The following is a 22,748-nucleotide window of genomic DNA, read 5'->3' as shown; positions in this document are numbered from 1 at the left end:
GGTACATAATGATAAGCGAATTTCATTTTCCAGAGCATCTTTTGTTAGTAGCAAAAGACGGTGAAGACCGTTACACGTGAAGAGTGATGGGGATTTTCCCCATAACTAGGGTGGTACCGCGATATTCAATCGTCCCTACTGTATGTAGGGGCGATTTTTTTATTGCATACTGTCTCTGACGGTTTGAAAAGCATCAATTCAATGAATAAACAATTGAGAGGAGAATGAGTGTGAGTCAACGTGAACAATGGTCATCCAAGCTTGGCTTTATATTAGCTGCAGCAGGGTCTGCCATCGGCTTAGGGGCAATCTGGAAATTCCCTTATATTGCTGGTCAAAATGGGGGAGGCGCCTTCTTTCTTATCTTTATCATATTTACTCTTATACTAGGATTACCATTACTGTTAGCAGAATTTATAATCGGTAGATCGGCACAAGACAATGCCGTTGATTCGTATCGAAAAATAGCTCCAGGAACCCAATGGCACTGGGTGGGAATTATTGGAATGGTCACTTCCTTTATTCTGCTTTCCTTCTACAGTGTCATTGGTGGATGGATTGTCGTCTATCTTTTCAAAGCGATTGTGGGAGATTTGAATGGACTAAACTCAGATCAATATGCGGTAGTATTTGGTGAAACCATATCAGATCCGATGATAAGTGTTTTTGTTCAGCTATTATTTATTCTAATGACGATTTTCGTTGTTTCAAAAGGAGTCCAAAAAGGGATCGAGCGTGCAAGTGCGATCATGATGCCGGCATTATTTATTCTTTTTATCATACTTGTGATCCGTGCGGTTACTCTAGATGGTGCCATGGAGGGGATTAAGTTCCTTTTACAACCCGATTTTACAAAAGTAAAATCGCAAACAATATTAGAAGCAATGGGACAATCTTTCTTCACTTTAAGTGTTGGTGTATCTGTCATGGTCACCTACAGTTCTTATTTACCAAAGACACAAAGTCTGCCTCGTTCAGCTTTTTCAATAGTCGGAATGAATATTTTCATCGTGCTTCTAGCGGGATTAGCGATTTTCCCGGCCGTCTTTTCTTTCAATCTTGAGCCCGGAGCAGGACCAGTCCTACTATTTAACGTACTACCAACCGTTTTCAGTCAAATTCCATTTGGTATGTTTTTCTTTATTGCGTTTCTAGTGCTGTTCCTCTTTGCTGCACTTACATCCGCTTTCTCTATGCTTGAAATTATTGTTTCCGTAATTTCAAAGGGAGAACCAACACAAAGGAAAAAGTGGGCATGGATTATCGGTCTGGCAATATTTGTATGCGGCATACCATCTGCGTTATCATTTGGAATTCTAGGAGAAATAACACTTTTTGGCAAAACGATTTTTGACCTTGCCGACTTTGCCGTTAGTAATGTTTTATTACCAATAGGCTCACTGCTCATAGCCATTTTTGTTCCGGTAAAAATGAAAAAATCTACACTTTATGAAGAGTTAAAAAGAGGAAGCTCCTTTAAAAAGGGCTTATTTGAAATCTGGTATTTCCTTATTCGATTTGTTGCACCATTGTTAATTCTTGCTGTTATGCTGGATGTATTAGGTGTTTGGTAAATAGCTCTATAGTTTTAAAAAGGCGCCGCGTTGCTGGCGCCCTTTTTATCGGTTAAAACTCGTAATTTATCAGTCTATTTCTGATGTTTATCGATCTAAATCTTCCATATATCAGCAAAACGACAGGAAGCGACAAATTACATCACACCGATCCAAACACTACCAAAGTATCCTAATTTCTAAACCCACCACATTTCAGAAGGCTGTTCTTCTATCAAAATAGCTTGCAGGTTTTTTACTGCTCGTGCAAATCCTTCTTCAATTGACATAATTGGGTCCTCATGTTCAATACTGACGACATAATCATATCCATATGTCCTTAGTGCACTCATCATATTGGACCATTCCTGTAAACTATGGCCGCAGCCTACAGAGCGGAACGACCATCCACGGGTTTGTACACTGCCATATGGCTGCATATCGGTAAGCCCATACATATTCACATTATCCTGATCGATGTAAGTATCTTTCGCATGAAAGTGGTGAATGGCCCCTGCTTTCCCTAAAATTTTAATGGCTGCTACTGGATCAATTCCTTGCCACCATAAATGACTTGGATCCAAGTTCGCTCCAATTGCATCACATGTTTCTTCTCTTAATTTTAGCAGTGTGTATGGCGTATGAACTAAGAAGCCTCCATGGAGCTCGAGTCCAATCTTTACATTATGTTCTTCTGCAAACTGACCAACCTTTTTCCAATAAGGAATCAATTTCTCTTCCCATTGCCATTTCAGGATCTCTCCATATTCATTTGGCCATGGAGTAACAGGCCAATTTGGGTATTTCGCTCCTTCATGATCACCAGCCGTTCCAGAAAAACAGTTCACAACTGGTACATTCATTAAGCTCGCCAATTTAATCGTTTTTTCTAATGCTAGATGTGATTCTTCAGCAAAAGCTGTTTCCGGTGATATTGGGTTTCCATGACAGCTAAAGGCACTAATCTCTAACCCTCTTGATGTTACTTTCTCTAAATAGTCTTTTCTTTTACCCTCGTTTTCTAGTAGTTCATCCAAGTCACAGTGAGCGTTTCCTGGATAACCGCCTGTTCCGATTTCCACCGCTTTAAGACCTGCATCTTTTACAAATCCTAGCATGTCTTCAAAGTTTTTTTGAGAAAATAATACAGTAAATACACCTAGTTTCATCAATTCTTCCTCCTATTGTAATCGGATGCTTCTGCCTGTTTCACTGCTTTTGTAGATGGCATCAATAATTTTCGATACTTGCATGGCTTCTTCTGGTTTCACAACAAGCTCCTCAAACCCTAAGCAACTATTAATGAAATTCTGTGCTTGCGGGACACTTGGATCCTCTTCTCCTGGAACCCAGTCGGCTTCACTATTTAACAGCACGCCATACTTTGCTTGGTTTAAATGTAAGGGGAATAGATCGATTCCTCCTGTTTCACCGGATATACTTAAGCTTTCTTCATCATCCCTGATATTGGCCAACCATGATGTTTCAAAAAGCATGGATGCACCGTTATCGAATTTTACATAAGCGGTTACATGATCATCTACTTCAAACGATTCATGATCGAATTTTCCCCATAAATTGACTTGATTCGGTATTTTCCCTAAATGATTATAAGCGCTTCCCATCACTTCAATAGGCTTTGGGTTTCCTAAAAGCCAGAGAGATAAATCGAGAAAATGACAGCCATAATCAATTAAGCTCCCTCCCCCTTGAAGCTCTTTATTTGTGAATACTCCCCAGCCAGGAACCTTCCTTCTTCTTAATGCCTTTGCTCTCGCAACGATTGGTCGTCCAATTTCATTTTCAATGATTACCCTTTTAGCTGCTCGTGAATCTTTCATATACCGATAATGATAGGCAATGGATAATACCTTACCTGACTTTTCTGCTGCCTCAAGCATCTGTTGACATTCTTCGGGATTCATCGCCATTGGTTTTTCACATAACACATGAATACCGGCTTCTAAAGCGGCAATTGAAATTTCAGCATGATATTTATTAGGGGTGCAAATCGTAATAGCATCTACGTCTTGAAACATTTCTTCGTAATGTGAATACACATTTGGAATAGAGAATTTTTCTGCGACTAGCTTTGCTGTATTATCATTTACATCACTAATCGCCTCAATTGTTACTTGATCAGTTAAGGTTAGATATGTGGGGATATGACGGTCTTGCGCTATCCCTCCTACTCCCACAATTCCCATTCGCAGTTTCTTCACTTATAGACACCTCAATTACAATTTAATAATTCGTTTGGTTTCATTCGATTCTAACGCAGATAATACGACTTGAAGAGATTTCATTCCCTCTTCCCCTGTCACAGGGGGCTGGATGTTATGAAGAATAGAATTCACAAATTGATCGATTACTCCAGAACTCGTTTGGTTTCCATCTTCATTTGTTTGAATACCGCCGAGTTCATATTTTACAACTTCACCACTTTGATACTGAACAATCAACGAATTCACAGGATCATCCTCTAAACGTAAAATCGCTTTTTCTCCGTAAATGATCGTTGAATTATCTTCTTTTGAAACGTAAGACCAGCTTGCAGCTAACGTGCCAACTGTCCCACTTTCTGTTTTTAAAACGCATACGGCTGTATCATCGACATCTGTATTCTCTTTTGCACTTGTTTCTACAAAGGCACCTACTTCTACAAACTCTTCTCCAAGTAAAAAACGAAGTAAATCGGTTTTATGAACTCCGAGATCCCCCATTGCGCCAATGAATGCTTCATTTTTTCTAAAAAACCAACTATCCTTCCCATCGGCACTCCAGCCTTCAGGACCACCATGACCAAATGCCGTACGGAAGCTATAGATTTTTCCTACCTCCCCATTCTCGATCAACTTTCTGGCTTTTTTATGGGATGGGACAAAACGTTGATTGTGGGCAATCATGAGCTTCTTATTACTTCTTTCTGCTGCTGAAATCATTTCTTCTGCTTCCCCTCGTGAAGTCGCCATCGGTTTTTCACAAAGTACATGCTTTCCCGCTTGAAGAGCTGCAATTGATATTGGTGCATGCAAATAATTGGGCGTACAAACACTGACCGCATCAATCGTTGAATCTCTTAGCAATTCCTCATAATTCGTGTGAGCTTTTGCTTCATACACTTTTGCGAAACCGTTTGCCCTTTCAGCAACAATATCACAGACAGCAACAATTTCTACGAATTCATGTGCTTTATACTCGGGTAAATGACGATGCTTGGCAATACTTCCACAACCAATAATAGCTACCTTGATTTTATTCATTATGATTCCTCCTAGTGGCTCCCTTTGATTTCTTCAAGTGCCAGAGCATTTCCGTAAACCATTTTTTTTCTTTCAGCAGGCTTAGCCCATTTTACAGCGTTCATTATGATACGTTGAACATCCTTATGAAAATAAGTGGGGTAGGTTTCATGGCCCGGACGGAAATAAAAGATTTTCCCATGTCCACGGGTATAGGTGCACCCACTTCTAAACACTTCTCCACCTTCAAACCAACTTACCGTAACGAGTTGATCTGGGGCAGGTATATCAAAATGCTCTCCATACATCTCTTCCTTTTCGAGCTCTATGTATTCTCCTAATCCTTCTACAATGGGATGACTAGGATCAACTATCCAAATACGTTCTTTTTCATCAGCTTCTCTCCATTTTAGGTCACAGGAGGTTCCCATTAATGTTTTAAATATTTTAGAAAAATGGCCTGAATGAAGAACAATTAGCCCCATTCCATCAAGAACCCTTTGTTTTACCTTTTCTACAATTTCATCCCTCACGTCTTCATGAGCCATATGCCCCCACCAGATCAGGACATCCGTGCCATTCAGAACTTCATCTGATAGGCCATGCTCATGCTCGTCTAAAGTCGCAGTCTTAACTTGAAATGCCTCTTCTTTTAAAAAAGAAGCAATGGCCCCATGAATACCTTCCGGATATACTTCTCTTACCTTAGGATTCTTTTGCTCATGTCGATTTTCATTCCAAACGGTCACATTTAACATTGATAAACCTCCCACAAATTATTTAGACCCTCGATATTCATTAGGTGTTAATCCAATGAGCTTTTTAAAGACTTTACTAAAATACTTCTCATTTTGATAACCAACAGAATAAGCAATTTCATAAATCTTTAAATATGGGTTTTCGAGTAATTCTTTTGCTTTTTCTAATCGAATCTTTGTTAAATAATCAGTAATGGTTTCATTAAAGTCTTGTTTGAACTTTCTGGAGATATACTCTCTGCTTAAGTAAAAACGATCCGCAATTTCTTTCAGGTTTATATCCTGCTGATAATTTTGCTGAAGATATTCTTCGATTTTTTGCATACTGTTTTTTTCTTTCTGATACTTTGCATCTGTTAAAGTCTTAATTAAATCGAGAAATTCCTTCTTTTTTTCATCTTTAAATTTTTGAAAAGAGAATGTTCCATCATCCTTCCAATAATCAGATCCTCTATATAAAACATTTGAGCTATGAATCTCATATTCATTTAACCAATTTTTCTGCAGAAGTTCAAATTGCATGTCCCAATCTTCTAATTGTTCTAGAAATAGAGAGTTTTCAATCTTTGTAAAAATGCAATTTAATAGGGTCTCCACCTGTTCAAGACTTCCACTCCTAATAGCCCACTTTAAATCCTGTGAAAAATCAAGAAGATGGATAATTTGACGAGAGTTGATTTCTTTTGATGTTACAATCCTGTTTTTACTTGTTAGATCATGTTTGAGAAACACTTCTTTAGCAGATTCATATGCTGATTTGAACTGATTTGCTTCATGTCCCAATGCAATGATGCTTCTCATCCCATTATATTGATAGATCTGCAGGTAAATTTGGTCTATAAGGTACGCGATATTCTTTTCTCTCCAGAATAATATAACCAACTCATTTTCTTGATTAATATTCCGAAAACTAACTCCATCATTTTGCTTACGTAACAATTCATTACAAATATTCGTAATCGTAGAGAAAGCAAGCTCTGTATCTCCTTGGAATTGCTTTAAAATCAATGGTTTTAATGAAATTACAGCCATAGTACAGGATTCTTTCGAAATCTTGATTGAATACTCTTTTTCTATTTTTTTCTCTTCCTCCTTAGAAATTTGTGATTTGGTTAAGAATAATGAAAATAACCGGTCCCAATAAAGGGATTTCACCTCATTAATAACCAAATCCCCTTCTTTTTGAGAATTTCTTGAGAGAGCTTGTTCTTTCCATTCCTTTACCGCTCTTTCTAGTGTTTTATTTAAAACTCCAGGGTCGATTGGCTTTAAAATATAGTCAAAGCTCTTATAGCAAATGGCATTTCTCATATATTCATAATCATCATAACCGCTTACAACAATCGTTTTACTTTTACTATCCGAAGCATGAAGCCATTTAATCAGGCTAATCCCATCTCTTTTCGGCATCCTCATATCTGTAAAAATAATTTCTGGTCCATGCTCAGAAATGAGTGTAATCGCGTCATCACCATTCTCTGCTTCCAATATGGTGTTGATTCCATATTTCTGCCACTCCCCTAAAAGGAGTAAGCCTTCACGGACATGCTTCTCATCATCAATTATGATTGCCTTCATTTTTTCCACCTTCCATACTTATTGGCAGCCCCATGGTAACCAACAAGCCCCCCTCTTTTTGATTATTAAGCTGCAAAGTGGCGATTTTCCCATAATAGAGCTTTAACCTGACATAAACATTCTTCAACCCTATATTAGTTTGTTCTCCATTCCTTTTAAGGTTCCCTTCTTGAAAATTCTGATAAATCTCCTTAAGTCGCCTTTCGGATACACCCACTCCATTGTCTTTAATTTGAATGAGCAATTGCGAACCCTCTTTCTGGCATGACAAATTCATTTGGCCAATTCCTTCACGGATATCAAAGCCATGCTTGAAATAGTTCTCGATTATTGGCTGTAAAATCATCTTAGGAACTAGAACTTCTTCGACTTCTTTACCAACCTCAATCGAGTATTCTAAGTTCTCTCCAAATCTTTCTTTTTGTAGCAAAAGAAAGGCTTTCGTATAACTAATCTCTTTATGTAATGGGACAATGTCTTCATCCATATCCATACCATATCTCATAATTTTAGAGAGATACGTAATAAGGGAATAAATTTGAGGTACTTTATTCTTTAAGGCAATCGTTCCTATCGACTGTAAGGCGTTATATAAAAAGTGTGGATTTATTTGGGATTGCAGGACTTTTAATTGATTGGTTTTATTTTCAATCTCTAATTTAAACTCACGATTGATAAGGTGATTGATTTTCTCAATCATTTGCTTAAATCGATCTCCGAGTACCCCAATTTCATCATTTCCTAAAGACTTAAATTGCACTTTCATATTTCCCTTTTCAACCTCTTTAATATTTTGAACGAGAATTCGAATAGGTGAAGTAATTTTAAATGATACAAATAAGGTTGAAAGGATCACTAGACATAAGCCGATGACTCCGAACATGATATTAATCTTCGTCACATTTAGAGCACTTTCATATAAAGTCGTATAAGGAACTCTTTTGACTAAAAACCAGCCTCCCGTTGAGGATTCCATCTGATCATACATCATCACACCATTAAAGGAATCATCCTTCCACTCTAATGTTCCTTTTTCTTGATCAGACTCTTGTATCTTTTCAATCCACTTTTGCTTTACATTTGCTGGTTCATTGTTAGAATGGTAAATTAATTCTCCATTTGATGAAATAATATAAAATTCTTCGGTATCCCGGTTATATAAATTTTGACTAAGGTCTACTATTTTCCGAGGTGAGATCTCCAAAGAAATATAAGCCAGCACTTCACTAGAGGGAATATTGGTAAGCGCTCGGTGAATGGTGATTATTGGGCTTGAACCAACGTCTTTGGCTTCACTGGGTTCAATATACATATTAAAAGGGCTATGTTTTGCATTAGTAAATGCCTTCTGATTTGATCGAATTCGTCTGTCAGAAAATATGACCGTCGTCCTTCGAGAAGCTGAAATCGCCTTATTCTCATCGGCGAAATTAATTTGAACCCCTTTAATAGTGTCTTCAGCATATAAAATCGTCTGAACGACATTTTTCATCGTTTCAATTGTTGTATAATTATTTTCTTTATTCGGTGCTTTAATAAAATTCAAGAAATCAGGGTTATTGTAGAGAGATAATGTTAAACCATCTAATTCATTAATATAGTTTTCTAAATTTACTTTTCCTTGATAAAGTAGATTACTATTTTCTTGAACCACTTGATCCTTTAACGTTTCTTTCGTGTAGAAATACGTAATGATAATCGATGTACCAAAGGGTAAAATAGTAATAAGTAATAAAAGAACGATGAGTTTATTTCGAATACTGGTTTTCATCCCTAGGTACCTCCCCTGTCTCTGTTTAAGGTTAAGTATAATGTGCTAATAGCCTTTTGGGGAATAAATATTTTGGTAGATTTTAACGTGTAAAATAAGCTGTCCCAATAAAAGCTGGAACCATTATCATATTTGAATGGCGACTCCCGGCTCCATTGTTTGGGACAGCCCTATTTAGATTTACTTCAAGTCATCCCATGTATCTTGGAAACGTTGGATTAATGTTTCATAGTCAATTTTCCCTGCAGCATATTCTTGAATTGCAGCTGCAAACTCCTTATTCGCTCCATCAGGCCATCTAAACCATGTCCACGGAATGGTCTTTTCTTCCTTAGAATATTCAAGAATGGATTCCCCTAATGAACCTAAACCAGTTGGCTCAATGTTATCAAATGCTGGAATAAAGGCAAATTCTTCGGTTAAATAACGTTTTCCTGTTTCAGACGAGACCATCCAGTTCAAGAATAGCTTAGCCTCTTCAAGGTGCTCGGAATTCTTGTTTAATACCCAGTTATTTGGTACCCCTACAGGTAGACGATTTGCCACCGCATCATTGCTTAACGGAATTGGCAGAAAGCCCATGTTGATATCTGGATTAATCTCATAGATCATGTTCTCAGTCCAGTTTCCTTGTTGAAGTATCGCTGTTTCACCAGAAGCGAATAGCGTTACTTGTGTATTGTAGTCCGTTGTTAACGGGTTATCATTTCCAAAGTCGATCTCCGTATCGATGACTTCTTTAAATTGCTTAAACTTCTCATTTCCCACCATAGTTTCGGATCCTTCATTTAACCCCTCAATAAAAGCAACAGGATCCTCTTGTTGCGCAAAAGGGATATTAAGTAAATGCTGCCCAATTACCCACCACTCGCCATATCCAGCTGAAAAAGGAGTAATATCCTTGTCTTCCAGCTTTTTAGCAGCCGCCTTCAACTCGTCAATCGTTTTAGGAGGTTCCGTAATTCCCGCTTTCTTGAATAAATCTTTATTGTAAATAAAGCCATAACCTTCAAGATTTACAGGCATTCCATAAAGCTTACCATCCTCAGCTGTCATCGGTACCTTTCCGATATCCAATAAATGGTCCACCCATGGCTCACCAGAGAGATCTGCCAAATGCTCCTTCCAAAGCTCCAGCTCTTTAAAACCGCCGTTATTAAAAATGTCAGGCTGTTCACCAGAAGCAAATTTTGCTTTCAAAGCTGCACCATAATCAGCTCCCCCTCCAACCGTCTCAAGCTTAATCTTAATATTTGGATGCTCCGCTTCAAACTCATTAATCATCTCCTGAAGCTGATCAGCGATTTCTACCTTGAACTGGAAGAAATCTAGTGTAACAACATCTTCCCCTGATTTAGAATCACCCTCTGAGCCTCCACTAGAATTGCTTGAAGAACAACCACTTATAATACCTAAAACTAATACAATGGATAAACAAGTCATAAAAATGCGCTTCATAAAAGCATTGACCTCCTTGTAAATCGTTTAATTTATATAAGTTTACTATCAACCTATACAGATAGATAGTAAACTTGATATCTATTTAATAGAACCTGAAGCAATTCCTTTAATGATGTGTTTTTGTAGAAATAGGAAAAAGATGATAATTGGCGTAATCCCAAGTACCAATGCCGCTAACCCCATGTCCCATTGCTTCGTGTACTGAGCAAAGAAGGAGCTGGTTGCAAGTGGAATCGTCCGTAATTCTGCGTCTTGGAGCACGAGTAAAGGCAAAAGGAAATCATTCCAAATCCAAAGCGTATTTAAAATGATAACTGTCACTGTAATCGGTTTTAATAACGGAAACACGATTCTCCAAAATACTCCGAATTCACTACAACCATCCATCTTAGCAGATTCCTCAATTTCAATTGGAACTGTTTTTACGAAACCATGGTAGAGGAATAGGGAAAGTGGAACCCCGAAGCCAAAGTACATTATAATGAGTCCTGGAATACTATTTGTAATACCTAATGTTCCACCAAGCTTCATCAAGGGAATCATCACGGTTTGAAAAGGAATGACCATGGCGGAGACGAACAGAACAAATAGAATTTTACTAAACTTCCCTGGCGTTCTTACCATCTTCCAAGCAGCCATCGAACTAATGACAACAAGCCCAATATTACTAACCACTGTGATAATGACGGAATTCCAAAATGCCCTTGGAAAATTGATGACATCCCACACCTTCACATAGTTTGTAAATAAAAACTCTTTCGGCCATGCAGCAGCATCTATTAATATTTCTGAAAAACCTTTAACCGAGTTTATGAAAACAAAGTAAAAAGGGATAAGAAAAATGATGCCCAATAGAATCCCAATGATCTCTAATACAAATGTCTTTTTTGTATAGTTAGGATTCATTATGCTTCAACCTCCTTTTTCTTTGTCATCATCACTTGAATCGTCGTGAAAATCGCAACAACGATGAAAAATAGAATCGATTTAGCTGTTCCTAATCCATAGCGATTGTTTTGGAAAGCTTCCTGATAAATATTGATAGCGACAGACTGTGTCGAGTTAAATGGTCCTCCCCCTGTTAAGGAGAGATTCAAATCAAATATTTTAAATGCCATGGAGATCGTCAAGAAGAAACAAATCGTAAATGCAGGCAGGATTAAAGGAATAATAATCTTCGTCAAAAGTGTCCAGCTTGTGGCCCCATCCATCCTTGCCGCTTCTAATAAGGATTGATCTACTCCCTGTAGGGCAGCAATATAGATGACCATCATATACCCGCTAATCTGCCATGCAAATACAATCACAATTCCCCAGAATGCCGTTTTCTCATCTCCAAGCCAAGGCATTTTAAAGAATTCAATATCCGTTAAATTTCCGATTGAAGCAAAGCCTTTCACGAAAATAAACTGCCAGATAAACCCAAGTAGCAACCCACCGATAACATTTGGGATAAAAAAAACGGTACGTAACATATTTCGCGTCTTTAATGCTGCGTTTAATAGTAAGGCAAAGCTGAATCCTATTAAATTACTAATCACAACAGCAGCAAACATAAATTTTGTTGTAAACAGAAAAGAATCAAAAAAGGTCGGATCGTTAGCGAAAATCTGAATGTAATTTTCGATTCCCACCCATTCCACAACGGAACTAACACCATTCCATGATGTAAAAGAATAATAAAGTCCCATAATAAAAGGAAGAATTTGTATAACAAGAAAAAATAGTAGTGCAGGCCCAACAAAAGCGGAATAAGTAAGGATTCTCTTCCAATTAACCTTTCTTTTTGGGACGCTATTCATTACTGGTTTTGTATTTGCCATTTTTGTTTCAAGTTCGGTATTCATTCAATCTCACCACCCCATCTGAAATGTAAACGTTTTCTATTATTATAAAGGTAGATCAAGAAAATATAGGGGGACTCAATTGACGCAATAGGGATAAAATATTGACTGTATTTTCAGATTATTTAAATCGCATCTTTCTAGTTATGGTGTAAATAGAAAAACCCCTGCTACTCAGTAGTAACAGAGGTTTATTACTTCCTTATAACTTTAGAGGTACTCCATGACGAAGAAATGCAGCCGCTTCTAAACCAGAAATTCCGTTAGCTTTGGCGATTTCTTGTGAATGTGCCGAAATCTTTGGTGCAAAATCTGCTGGAGGCGCAGCATGTCCCATATAGCGCTGCCGTGCTGGATTACGACCTGGGAATGGCCCCCAAATCGCGAATGTAATTCCAGGTGATTGAATATTAAGGAAGAATGTTTTCCCATCTGGTGAGAAGGTAGGTCCACAGAATTCAGAACCATTTAGACGATTATTGACAAACGGGTATACTTCTCCTTCTGGGGTGATCCCCATGACACGGTTACCATTTCCACCGTCCTCAGCAAATAACAGGTCTCCCCAAGGTGTAATGCAGATATTATCTGGGCTTTCCATTTTGTTTGCTTCTGTTCCTTCATAAAAAAGCTCTAACGTTTCAGTTGCTGGAATATAACGATAAATTTGACCAAGTCGTTTTTCCCCTCCGGCTGTATCATCAAACCAGAAAACTCCACCAGCAAAGTAAGCTCCTTCTAATCGATTAAAACGGACACATCCACTTGCTAAAGCATCATCATGAGGTTCTTCTTTATTTACATCCTTCCAAACAACACCAAATCGTTGCCCTGGATTCATAAAATCTGCATCTGGATTCTTCTTTTCTTCAATCGCCATCGCTTGAAGCTTTCCACCTTTTTGCAATGCACCTGGCCGCTTGCTTGTGTCATTTGGGATATAACGATATAGGAAGCTAGAACGTTCGTCATTAGTAGGATCATTCGGATCAATCTTTCCACGGAAATCATCCTCTGTTAAATACACGATCCCAGTGGCTGGATCAATAGCTGTTGCTTCATGTGAGAAAAAGCCCATATCTCTAATAGGAGTTTTCGATAGATTGTTCTCAGGCTCATTTGGCATAACCTCAAATACATATCCATGATCATTTGTTCGATTCTCCTCACATGTTAACCATGTCCCCCAAGGTGTTGGTCCACCAGCACAGTTTTGAAGGGAACCTGAAGAAGTCACATATTCAGAAAATAACCTGCGATCCGGTCCAATGACTAGTGCTGTCGTTCCCCCAGGAGCTTGTTTGTTATATGGGTTTTTGCCAGGTACAGCAGATTCTGACCCGCTCAATTCATGGTTACGTACTAAAATCGTTAAATGCCCTGGACCTTGGAATGCGGCCATGCCATCAAAATCACCAGGGATCGGTGCACCATTTGTCATTCTCTTTCCCTCTTCAGAAATAATACGGTATTGGAATCCCTTTGGAAGATCAATCACCCCGCCTGGATCCTTCACTAATGGTCCAAAACCACTAAAAGAATTTTGCCCTTTGTTTGCCGGATTTCCATTTGATTTCGCAAATGATTTAGCTGGATTCATTCCCATTAATCCCGCAGACCCAAGTGTTAAGGCAACCGTACTCATTCCACCTAATTTGATAAAATCTCGTCTATTCAAGTTTTTCGGTCCGCTTTCCTGTCTTGTCATGATTTAAAGCCTCCTTATTTTATTCGTTTTATCGGAAAATGTTATTAAAGTGTTATTTATCTTCACCAGCGGTTTGCTTTGCTTCAAATGTCCATTCGAGAGCTAATGAATCTCCTTGAAAGAAATTTTGATCTTCACCATTATCAACGAAATTGAACTTAACAAGTAGCTCGTGTTCTGCCCCCGATGGAAGACCCTTTTCACCCAGCCATGGATAGAATACGTGTTGGTCCACGGCTTCAGGTGTCATATTTTGAAGATCTGCAAGGGTTGTTTTATAGATCACTTCATGTATGTTATCTACGTTGTATAAAAACTCCACTTCAATATGCTCACCAAAATCCTCAGAACCGTTATCCCCCTTTGCATCATGAACTGTATACCCTGTCTCCAATAAGACTTGTTGGATGTCTAATGTCCCATTGTTTTCAAGATGGAATGTACGAGTGACCGAATCACCTGGTTTGATATTCTCAACATCGACAATTGTTGTCGGATTTGCAGCTAAATCCAATGTACCGGCTGCAAATGTGTTGTTAGTCACCTCCGTGTCACTGAAGTAGGCATACGTTCCCCCACCAACCAGTGACAGTCCTAATGCCGCAGATGCTACTCCCATAACCAGCTTCTTTTTAATACTCATAAAAAAATTCCTCCCTGTTTACCCGTTGAGGGCATAATTTTTATTGAAAACCACTTTCGTGGAGAACCAATGCCTTTAAGAACTACTCCGTTCCAAAAACGATTCTTGTTCTTTCTTTCTATCAATCTCAGAAAGAGCTTTCCATATGGTGAAAATAGAATAGGTAATGAGTAACAACCCAGGGATGATTAGTAGCAATGCACTTCCGATTTTCGAATTGACCAAATTTAAGAAATAACCAACATAAGGTAGTGTAAAACCGGTATATTCCGCTTTTACATTTTGCGGTAAAACAGGTTCTCTATCTGCTCCGTCATTGTTGTCGCCTTTCGTAATATAGCTAATTCGGCTTTCATTCGATTTCACCTCAATCACCCTGTGAGTGATTAAAAGATCATCTTCATTGATAAATGTGATGATATCTCCTTTTTGAAATCTTTTATTTTCTTCAACAGTCTTAACTGCAATCACCGATCCGGTTTGAATACTAGGCTCCATTGATCCGGAAAGGACCGTTTTAAACTGATAACCGAAAACATTCGGTTCCCCGCCTGAAGCTTTTGAAATCATCACTGTTAGCGTCGTGAGAATTAAAATCAAAAAAAGAATAGCTGAGAGCAAGTTCCTAAAGGCTTTAATCGCTTTCTTTATCATTTCCTTCATCTCCCATATGGTTGATTTCTTATTCATCACATTGAAGCAAAGGGGGTTTTTATCCTCCATGGATTTCATTTTTGGTGGTGGTTTTAGATAAATCCTTTTCTTTCTTATTCTCTGTCGAATTTTTCTCTACTTCCGAATAATCTGATGGGTGTATTTGATCAGTATTAGAACGTTGTTGTTCTTCTATGTTTGATGGATTACTTGATATAGATGAAACGAGGGCTTTTGGTGTGGTTTCTCTTGATGGTGGCTGAAGTTTTGACTTCTCGCTTTTGTCGGATAACGTATTTGTCCAAGTACCAGTTTTTATAACACCAGTAGCTTCGTGAGCATCTTTAAAAACGGCTGAAGTTGGTACGGTAAGCTGAGTTAAATTAAAGCAAAGCAAAGAATAAATACTGAAAATTTTTATAAAGTTAATCGATACCCGTTTTTCACTTGACGTTAATTTCCATGTTTCGATCTTTCCCACCTCTTTATTTGCTTGTCGAAAATACTACACTCGACAAATTTCTCAGTACAATTGAATCATAGGAAATTATTATTAAGGAAACATAAATAAAGAGTAAATAGGATGTAAATATCAGAAAATAAACATAAATTACTATAAATCTAAGCAACAAAAAGGGTATTAATCACTACACTTTTCCAGTTGGTTTTGATTATAACAGTAAATAAGAACCATTATTCTCTTTATGTCATTTTCAACACAAAAAAACTCCCTTATAAATAAGGAAGTTGAAGTTATGTATGGAGCGGGTGATGAGAATCGAACTCACATCATCAGCTTGGAAGGCTGAGGTTTTACCACTAAACTACACCCGCATATTAAATTTTCGTCATAGATCCTGTATGAACTTTCTTGTTTGTCTCACCAACGAACAATTATTATTATAACGAGGATTGTCGAAAAATGCAATAGTTTTTTAAAAAAAGTTTTTTTCATTTAAAAGATTGTACTCAAAAGAAGGTAAACTCTTTTGAGTACACCCAATCTATTTACTTCAAATCAGCAGCTTGGGTTGTTCGTCTGATTGATCTGTAAAACGAATGTACCTACTAATTCCCAAGATCCTTGTAGACCGGATTTTCTGGTGAGTCGACAAGCAACAAACCATCGAAGGACCACCATACTTGTCCTCGAATGAAGCTTCTGGCTCTTGGTCTCTTGCAAAACATTTTTTTTCGGCATTTGCAATTTCAGCTGTGACTACCAGCCCTGTTCAGGACCTACTACGATTGCATCAAACACCTTGTTGTATGCCTTCTAGGGAAGAGCTTAACAAATTTGATTTCATAAGGATTGATTTATTTAATTCCTTAACCGCTCTTTCTCCTGTTAATCCTAACGTTATATCCAAATCAGCAATCATGTTTTGTAAGACTTCTTTCGCCCCTTGTTCTCCCGCAACAGCCAATCTATACATACATGGTCTTCCAACAAGCACGGCTTTTGCACCAAGGGCCATTGCCTTAATAACATCTGAACCTCTTCTTATCCCACTATCCATCAGTACAGGAATTCGATCTTGTATGACATCACAGATGTGCGGAAGCGCCTCAATGGCTCCTATGGCTCCATCTACTTGGCGGCCACCATGATTTGAAACAATGACTCCGTCAACCCCATATTCCAATGCCATTTTTGCATCATCTGAATGTAAGACGCCTTTAAGCAAGATTGGTAATTTCGTATGTTTTCGTAGAAATGCAAGATCATTCCATGTTAAGCTAGCATTGCCAAATACTTGGGTCCAATAGGCAATAGCAGATTCTGGATCCTCTTCGGGAGACTTCGCTAGCTTCGAACAAAAAGATGGATCTGTTAAGTAATTTCCAACCCCTTCCCCTGTTAAGAAAGGTAAATAAACATTTTTCAGGTCAAATTCACGCCATGCCATCATAGGTGTATCTAATGTGACCACGATTGCAGAATACCCTGACTTCTCAGCTCTTCTTAAAAAACTAGCTGCTATATCCTCATCTTTACTCCAATATAATTGAAACCATCTAGGTGCATCCCCCATGGCTACTGCAATTTCCTCCATCGATTTAGTCGATGCAGAGCTCGTAATAAAAGGAACCCCTATTGCAGCACAAGCCCTTGCGGACGCTAGCTCACCTTCTGGATGGATGATCGATTGCACACCAATGGGAGCATGAAGTAAAGGAAAAGGATATGAATGACCTAATAGCTCTACGGATAAATCACGATTTTCCACATTTCTTAAAATTCTAGGTACGATCTTCCAGTGATCAAAGGCTTCAAGATTTGCCTTCAACGTCTTCTCCCCACCGGAGCCACTCGCTACATAATAAAACGGTCCGTCTTCTAATACCTCACGTGCACGCTTTTCCCACTCCTCATAAACAACGGGAAGCCTATTTGGATCAGGATTTTTCATCGTTTGATACAATTTAGATTGAACTTGGTTACCGAAATTCGACATTTTAAATCTCCTTTAAGTAATAATATAGATTAAAAGAAACTGCTTATAACTACATCTCATAGAGGCAAAGCACATCAAATAATACAAATTGTCTAACAACCTAAATATTTTATTGAAAAGCGAACCGATTAAAGCACCTAGCTTATTTCTTCTTCAATAATGGATTCTCCTTCACTCTGGTCTTCGTCAAGCCATTTCCATTTTTCATATAGTCTTATTCTTCCATCAGATAACATTTCTGGCGTAGAAACACATTTTCCACCTCTGATCTGACTTTTCCTATTCACATGATTATATCTAAACTCTAGACTCCCATTACCATCAACGACTCCAATCAATGTCCCCTGAACGATTTCTCCACCATGATAGGTAGCAGTAAGAATATTTCCTTCTTGTTTATAGTGAAAATAAGTTTTTGACGAAACCTCACCATTTTTCGTATTGGTGATCGAAACAAAAGTACGACCATTATAATCAATCATTAAAATCTTCTCCTTTTTTATCAATAAAAAATTAATCTACCCTTTCAAAATGTTCAACAGAAGGAAAAGGATCATAAAAATCATGCAACAGCTGTTTCCATTCTTGATATTCTTTCGATTGCCTAAACCCTTCTGTATGGTCCTCAAGTGTTGCCCAGTTCACAAGCAATAAATATCTCCCTTCCACTTCTAAACATCTCTGTAATTCATGAGATATGTAACCCTTCATGGAGGAAATAATAGTAGAAGCCTTTTTAAAGGCTTCCTCATACTCCTGCTCCCTTCCCTTTCTCACATTCAATATGACTGCTTCAAGAATCATCTTATTACCTCCAATCTATATAATCCTACTTCTTTGTGTTATCTATATATTCAAGACGAATGATTGAAAACCTTCTGGATTTGATGAAATTTCCCTGATATAAACAAATCCCCTATACAAGGAAGACAACCTAATTTTCTATCAACTAAAAAAAGCACCAACATTGATCAGTGCTTATATCCTTATAATTTCTATATTATAATCTCTATTAAAACTTGCTATTAGAATAACTGTAAACTCTCGTCAAAATATGGCTGCCACACAAGTGACAGCCTATTTTCCGTTTTTCTATTCAATTGCATCTTTGGACGTAATTAAAAAGTAAAGAAAATATCCCCCGCAAATCACGGCAATGAAGCCGAACCCACCGAAAACATCAAATTCAGATGAAAAATATCCAAATCCCAGCCCCGTCATGATTAGCACTGCATTCAGTCCTAATGACTGAAACGAATCAATGGTCGCTCTTATGGAGGAATCCATTCTATGATGTATATATCCGCTAACAAGGGGATCAATTATTCCTGAAACCAAAAAAATAATGGAAATCGCCACTAGACCAGTAAAATCTTTAATGAGTGATACATATAAGAATCCTACAGACATAAATGCAGTTACAGTTAATAGCAAGGTCCTGTACTTGAATCGGTCTATCAAAATATGGGCGAGCAAATTTCCGGGAAGGCTCAAGAACATAAAAGCTGCAGAAAATAATCCGAAATAGACAACCGGAATCTCCAGTCTGTTCAAATAAAGCTGCCAAAACTCCCAGACGAAACTCAAAGAAGCACCCGTCACCATACCGGAAAGTACCATAAGACATACACTTGGGTTTCTTCTGAAAAACTGCACAGAAGCTACTATATATTCTTTGAAAGCGACGGATTCTCCAGTGTTACCTTTCACAGCTGGTTCAATCAGCATTGACGATAAACACACAGAGATAAGCATACTGGCAAGCGATAGCCAATAATTAAATTCAAAGGTAAACTCGCTTGCTAAAAAGCTTCCACATAATGCTGCTAGGATGGCTGATGTTACATCACAGACATTCAATCGGCCGAGGTACTTTTCAAATGACCGTTCCCTGCCATTTAGCAGCAATGAATCATAAAGTAGTGCATTTTCCGCACCTCTGCTTGCAGAATTAGCAATCCCTGATAGAAAAATAGCAGCAGCAAAGTGCCAGAACTCCGTTGCGAAAATCAGTATAAGAAACATGCCGCCTTCCAAAAAGGCTCCTAACAGGATCATGTTTTTACGACCCCACTTGTCTGCGATAATTCCTGACGGCACCTCAAGTAAAACAATGGTAATGGCAAAAATGATTTCCGTATACACAACCATTTGAATGGTCATGCCTCTCTGCTCCCAAAACAACCTTTCAATAACATAGGCAGGGATTAGGCTCTGAAAAATACGAATGGCATATAGTTTCCAAATATTCATCCTATAATCCACGATTAAGCTCCTCTCATTTCTGATTACAGTTTGTCAATCAGAACATGGAGGTGCTCGTGAGCTAGTTGATCCTAAAGATTAACAAGGAGGTCTTGCGTATGGTGTCATCTCAACATCTCCTTTGTAATATTTTCAATCCCTTTACTGTTAAGCCGATTATAATTTAATGGAAATAATCAGTCAATGAGAAGAGGAAAATAAGAAGCCTTCCACATTTGAATGTGTTTGACTTAATCTTTTTACCTCAATGCTTGCCCATTTTTGATTGTATCACCTGTTTACGCGCTTTTTCTTCCTCATGGCTTGAGAAACTTGAATCTCGGCTCCGTTTAACCGGTTAACACCCCTCTACTTTTTCGCAATTAAAAAACCCCGACGTCCTGTAAAATAGGAAAACGGGGCTTTACGGTGCTCACAGTCATTTAAATGGTCCTTAAACGCAAAAAAATAACGCTACCTACGCTTGTAAGTACCGTTCCAATGCTTGTTAATGATACCGGTGGCCGGGGTCGAACCGGCACTCCAGAGGAACACGATTTTGAGTCGTGCGCGTCTGCCAATTCCGCCACACCGGCAAAAAAATGGAGGCGGCAACCGGATTTGAACCGGTGATAAAGGTTTTGCAGACCTCTGCCTTACCACTTGGCTATGCCGCCTCGATATGGAGCGGAAGACGGGATTCGAACCCGCGACCCCCACCTTGGCAAGGTGATGTTCTACCACTGAACTACTTCCGCAAACTGGGCTAGCTGGATTCGAACCAACGCATGACGGAGTCAAAGTCCGTTGCCTTACCGCTTGGCTATAGCCCATCGATATAATATATGTATTTCATTTTTGTAATGTTACTACAATTATGGGGCGACTGATGGGAATCGAACCCACGAATGTCGGAACCACAATCCGATGCGTTAACCACTTCGCCACAATCGCCATAATGATTAATTGGCAGGGGTAGTAGGAATCGAACCCACACCGGAGGTTTTGGAGACCTCTGTTCTACCTTTAAACTATACCCCTATAAGAATGGTGGAGGGGGGCAGATTCGAACTGCCGAACCCGAAGGAGCGGATTTACAGTCCGCCGCGTTTAGCCACTTCGCTACCCCTCCATATATCTAATGGTGCCGGCAAGAGGACTTGAACCCCCAACCTACTGATTACAAGTCAGTTGCTCTACCAGTTGAGCTACACCGGCATTACTAAGATCAAACTGCTGACATAACTCTATTGAGCCACTAGATTAAATGGTGGTGGCTCGGGACGGAATCGAACCGCCGACACATGGATTTTCAGTCCATTGCTCTACCAACTGAGCTACCGAGCCTTATTAATATTGTTTCCTAAATGAAATAGTGCTGAGTCCATCACCCAAGTCTCAGGAAGCTTAATCAAGTAGCTGCTCGACTTGTGCGCTGAAGTAACGCTTTGAAGCTTACTCGGTCGTGCTCTACCAACTGAGCTACCGAGCCATATAATTTTCGGCTTCCGCTAAGCTTCGAATCTCTTCGTCAGCTCCTTCACTCACATCCTCACGTATTCACATACGCTCTGGTGTTCTTTCAGTCGCTTTCTCGACCTTCTCGCTTATCGAAACCCTTTTCCTTCTATTGGGTATAAACCCTGAAGGATCATTTTTATTTTAAACTGGCGGTCCGGACGGGACTCGAACCCGCGACCTCCTGCGTGACAGGCAGGCATTCTAACCAACTGAACTACCGGACCATTTGGTTGCGGGGACAGGATTTGAACCTGCGACCTTCGGGTTATGAGCCCGACGAGCTACCAGACTGCTCCACCCCGCGATGATATTATATGGTTTAAAAATGGTGGAGGATGACGGGATCGAACCGCCGACCCTCTGCTTGTAAGGCAGATGCTCTCCCAGCTGAGCTAATCCTCCATTATGTAAGTGGTGACCCGTACGGGATTCGAACCCGTGTTACCGCCGTGAAAGGGCGGTGTCTTAACCGCTTGACCAACGGGCCATTGTAAGTTTGTGTTCAAATGGCGGAGAGCAAGGGATTTGAACCCTTGAGACAGCGTTGACCGTCTACACGATTTCCAATCGTGCTCCTTCGACCACTCGGACAGCTCTCCTTATGGCTCCACAGGCAGGATTCGAACCTGCGACCGATCGGTTAACAGCCGATAGCTCTACCACTGAGCTACTGTGGAACGATATGCCTGGCGATGTCCTACTCTCACAGGGGGAATCCCCCAACTACCATTGGCGCTGAAGAGCTTAACTTCCGTGTTCGGCATGGGAACGGGTGTGACCTCTTCGCCATAATCACCAGACTGTATGTACTTTCTTTTTTAGAGACAAGTATTATTATACCTTGTATTTCAATTTTTTCAAGAGTTTTTTTAAAAAAATTTGTTCTCTCAAAACTAGATAAAGAATGATGTCAAGAAAAAGCGAGTATCGTTTCATATATATGACTTGGTTAAGTCCTCGATCGATTAGTATCTGTCAGCTCCATGTGTCACCACACTTCCACCTCAGACCTATCTACCTGATCATCTTTCAGGGATCTTACTCACATAAGTGATGGGAAATCTCATCTTGAGGGGGGCTTCATGCTTAGATGCTTTCAGCACTTATCCCTTCCGCACATAGCTACCCAGCGATGCCTTTGGCAAGACAACTGGTACACCAGCGGTGCGTCCATCCCGGTCCTCTCGTACTAAGGACAGCTCCTCTCAAATTTCCTGCGCCCACGACGGATAGGGACCGAACTGTCTCACGACGTTCTGAACCCAGCTCGCGTACCGCTTTAATGGGCGAACAGCCCAACCCTTGGGACCGA

Annotated in this window: 18 protein-coding genes, 16 tRNA genes, 2 rRNA genes and 1 other annotated feature (1 of these 37 running past the window's edge); of the genes, 1 reads left to right on the top strand and 35 read right to left on the bottom strand. The window is 39.3% G+C overall.

Going from position 1 to position 22,748, the window contains the following annotated elements:
* Positions 1 to 140 (top strand) — a binding site (T-box leader); it begins 70 nt to the left of the window's first position.
* Between the two features lie 90 nt (positions 141 to 230).
* Positions 231 to 1,574: a sodium-dependent transporter gene (locus tag JOC86_RS14005; protein ID WP_205173555.1), complete on the top strand. Its 1,344-nt coding sequence runs from the start codon at positions 231 to 233 to the stop codon at positions 1,572 to 1,574.
* A gap of 179 nt (positions 1,575 to 1,753) precedes the next feature.
* Here JOC86_RS14005 and JOC86_RS14000 read toward each other — a convergent pair whose 3' ends face one another.
* From JOC86_RS14000 to JOC86_RS13830, 35 genes are all read right to left on the bottom strand, one after another.
* Positions 1,754 to 2,722, bottom strand: coding sequence for a sugar phosphate isomerase/epimerase family protein (locus JOC86_RS14000; protein ID WP_205173554.1), 969 nt, complete (start codon positions 2,720 to 2,722; stop codon positions 1,754 to 1,756).
* A gap of 12 nt (positions 2,723 to 2,734) precedes the next feature.
* Positions 2,735 to 3,775: a Gfo/Idh/MocA family oxidoreductase gene (locus tag JOC86_RS13995; protein ID WP_205173553.1), complete on the bottom strand. Its 1,041-nt coding sequence runs from the start codon at positions 3,773 to 3,775 to the stop codon at positions 2,735 to 2,737.
* Between the two features lie 15 nt (positions 3,776 to 3,790).
* Positions 3,791 to 4,816, bottom strand: a complete 1,026-nt coding sequence (locus JOC86_RS13990; protein WP_205173552.1) for a Gfo/Idh/MocA family protein — start codon at positions 4,814 to 4,816, stop codon at positions 3,791 to 3,793.
* Between the two features lie 11 nt (positions 4,817 to 4,827).
* On the bottom strand, positions 4,828 to 5,553 hold the full coding sequence (locus tag JOC86_RS13985; protein ID WP_205173551.1) for a ThuA domain-containing protein: 726 nt from the start codon (positions 5,551 to 5,553) through the stop codon (positions 4,828 to 4,830).
* 18 nt (positions 5,554 to 5,571) lie between these two features.
* Positions 5,572 to 7,131, bottom strand: a complete 1,560-nt coding sequence (locus JOC86_RS13980) for a response regulator transcription factor (RefSeq protein ID WP_205173550.1) — start codon at positions 7,129 to 7,131, stop codon at positions 5,572 to 5,574.
* Complete coding sequence (locus tag JOC86_RS13975; protein WP_205173549.1) at positions 7,112 to 8,902, bottom strand: sensor histidine kinase; 1,791 nt, start codon at positions 8,900 to 8,902, stop codon at positions 7,112 to 7,114. Before JOC86_RS13975 ends, JOC86_RS13980 begins: the two co-directional genes overlap by 20 nt.
* Before the next feature lie 180 nt (positions 8,903 to 9,082).
* Positions 9,083 to 10,360, bottom strand: a complete 1,278-nt coding sequence (locus tag JOC86_RS13970) for an ABC transporter substrate-binding protein (RefSeq protein ID WP_205173548.1) — start codon at positions 10,358 to 10,360, stop codon at positions 9,083 to 9,085.
* Positions 10,361 to 10,441: 81 nt separating this feature from the next.
* Entirely contained in the window at positions 10,442 to 11,269 is an 828-nt protein-coding gene (locus tag JOC86_RS13965) for a carbohydrate ABC transporter permease (protein ID WP_205173547.1), read from the bottom strand.
* Positions 11,269 to 12,165, bottom strand: a complete 897-nt coding sequence (locus JOC86_RS13960; RefSeq protein WP_239587657.1) for a carbohydrate ABC transporter permease — start codon at positions 12,163 to 12,165, stop codon at positions 11,269 to 11,271. Before JOC86_RS13960 ends, JOC86_RS13965 begins: the two co-directional genes overlap by 1 nt.
* A 244-nt stretch (positions 12,166 to 12,409) precedes the next feature.
* A complete protein-coding gene (locus JOC86_RS13955; RefSeq protein WP_205173545.1) occupies positions 12,410 to 13,915 on the bottom strand; it encodes an alkaline phosphatase PhoX in 1,506 nt (501 codons plus the stop codon).
* A 52-nt stretch (positions 13,916 to 13,967) separates the two neighbouring features.
* On the bottom strand, positions 13,968 to 14,558 hold the full coding sequence (locus tag JOC86_RS13950) for a CalY family protein (protein WP_205173544.1): 591 nt from the start codon (positions 14,556 to 14,558) through the stop codon (positions 13,968 to 13,970).
* A 75-nt stretch (positions 14,559 to 14,633) separates the two neighbouring features.
* Positions 14,634 to 15,248 carry a signal peptidase I SipW gene (gene sipW, locus JOC86_RS13945; RefSeq protein ID WP_239587617.1) on the bottom strand — a complete coding sequence of 205 codons (615 nt, stop codon included), beginning with the start codon at positions 15,246 to 15,248 and terminating at the stop codon, positions 14,634 to 14,636.
* Between the two features lie 22 nt (positions 15,249 to 15,270).
* Positions 15,271 to 15,693: a hypothetical protein gene (locus tag JOC86_RS13940; protein ID WP_205173543.1), complete on the bottom strand. Its 423-nt coding sequence runs from the start codon at positions 15,691 to 15,693 to the stop codon at positions 15,271 to 15,273.
* 279 nt (positions 15,694 to 15,972) lie between these two features.
* Positions 15,973 to 16,046: transfer RNA gene (locus JOC86_RS13935), tRNA-Gly, on the bottom strand.
* A gap of 419 nt (positions 16,047 to 16,465) precedes the next feature.
* On the bottom strand, positions 16,466 to 17,671 hold the full coding sequence (locus tag JOC86_RS13930) for a lactate 2-monooxygenase (RefSeq protein WP_205173542.1): 1,206 nt from the start codon (positions 17,669 to 17,671) through the stop codon (positions 16,466 to 16,468).
* Between the two features lie 137 nt (positions 17,672 to 17,808).
* Positions 17,809 to 18,153, bottom strand: a complete 345-nt coding sequence (locus JOC86_RS13925) for an avidin-fold protein (RefSeq protein WP_205173541.1) — start codon at positions 18,151 to 18,153, stop codon at positions 17,809 to 17,811.
* A gap of 31 nt (positions 18,154 to 18,184) precedes the next feature.
* The gene (locus JOC86_RS13920; protein ID WP_205173540.1) at positions 18,185 to 18,475 is read right to left on the bottom strand and encodes an antibiotic biosynthesis monooxygenase family protein; all 291 of its coding nucleotides are present in this window, start codon (positions 18,473 to 18,475) and stop codon (positions 18,185 to 18,187) included.
* A gap of 288 nt (positions 18,476 to 18,763) precedes the next feature.
* Positions 18,764 to 19,924, bottom strand: a complete 1,161-nt coding sequence (locus JOC86_RS13915) for an MFS transporter (RefSeq protein WP_205173539.1) — start codon at positions 19,922 to 19,924, stop codon at positions 18,764 to 18,766.
* Between the two features lie 506 nt (positions 19,925 to 20,430).
* Positions 20,431 to 20,511: transfer RNA gene (locus JOC86_RS13910), tRNA-Leu, on the bottom strand.
* A gap of 7 nt (positions 20,512 to 20,518) precedes the next feature.
* Positions 20,519 to 20,592 (bottom strand) — tRNA-Cys (locus JOC86_RS13905).
* Positions 20,593 to 20,598: 6 nt separating this feature from the next.
* Positions 20,599 to 20,673, bottom strand: a tRNA-Gly gene (locus JOC86_RS13900).
* A gap of 3 nt (positions 20,674 to 20,676) precedes the next feature.
* Positions 20,677 to 20,748: transfer RNA gene (locus JOC86_RS13895), tRNA-Gln, on the bottom strand.
* Between the two features lie 45 nt (positions 20,749 to 20,793).
* Positions 20,794 to 20,869: transfer RNA gene (locus JOC86_RS13890), tRNA-His, on the bottom strand.
* Positions 20,870 to 20,882: 13 nt separating this feature from the next.
* Positions 20,883 to 20,956: transfer RNA gene (locus tag JOC86_RS13885), tRNA-Trp, on the bottom strand.
* A 7-nt stretch (positions 20,957 to 20,963) separates the two neighbouring features.
* Positions 20,964 to 21,047 (bottom strand) — tRNA-Tyr (locus JOC86_RS13880).
* 10 nt (positions 21,048 to 21,057) lie between these two features.
* Positions 21,058 to 21,133: transfer RNA gene (locus JOC86_RS13875), tRNA-Thr, on the bottom strand.
* A gap of 53 nt (positions 21,134 to 21,186) precedes the next feature.
* A tRNA-Phe gene (locus JOC86_RS13870) sits at positions 21,187 to 21,262 on the bottom strand.
* A 321-nt stretch (positions 21,263 to 21,583) separates the two neighbouring features.
* Positions 21,584 to 21,660 (bottom strand) — tRNA-Asp (locus tag JOC86_RS13865).
* Positions 21,661 to 21,663: 3 nt separating this feature from the next.
* Positions 21,664 to 21,740: transfer RNA gene (locus tag JOC86_RS13860), tRNA-Met, on the bottom strand.
* Between the two features lie 22 nt (positions 21,741 to 21,762).
* Positions 21,763 to 21,838: transfer RNA gene (locus tag JOC86_RS13855), tRNA-Val, on the bottom strand.
* 10 nt (positions 21,839 to 21,848) lie between these two features.
* Positions 21,849 to 21,923 (bottom strand) — tRNA-Glu (locus JOC86_RS13850).
* 20 nt (positions 21,924 to 21,943) lie between these two features.
* Positions 21,944 to 22,035, bottom strand: a tRNA-Ser gene (locus JOC86_RS13845).
* Between the two features lie 3 nt (positions 22,036 to 22,038).
* A tRNA-Asn gene (locus JOC86_RS13840) sits at positions 22,039 to 22,113 on the bottom strand.
* 7 nt (positions 22,114 to 22,120) lie between these two features.
* Positions 22,121 to 22,236: ribosomal RNA gene (gene rrf / locus JOC86_RS13835) — 5S ribosomal RNA — on the bottom strand.
* Between the two features lie 145 nt (positions 22,237 to 22,381).
* A 23S ribosomal RNA gene (locus JOC86_RS13830) occupies positions 22,382 to 22,748 on the bottom strand; the annotation flags it as partial.

Origin of the sequence: Rossellomorea pakistanensis (assembly GCF_016908495.1) — a bacterium.
In the GTDB taxonomy this organism is placed as follows: Bacteria; Bacillota; Bacilli; order Bacillales; family Bacillaceae_B; genus Rossellomorea; species Rossellomorea pakistanensis.
This window is presented reverse-complemented; position numbering and strand designations above follow the sequence as displayed.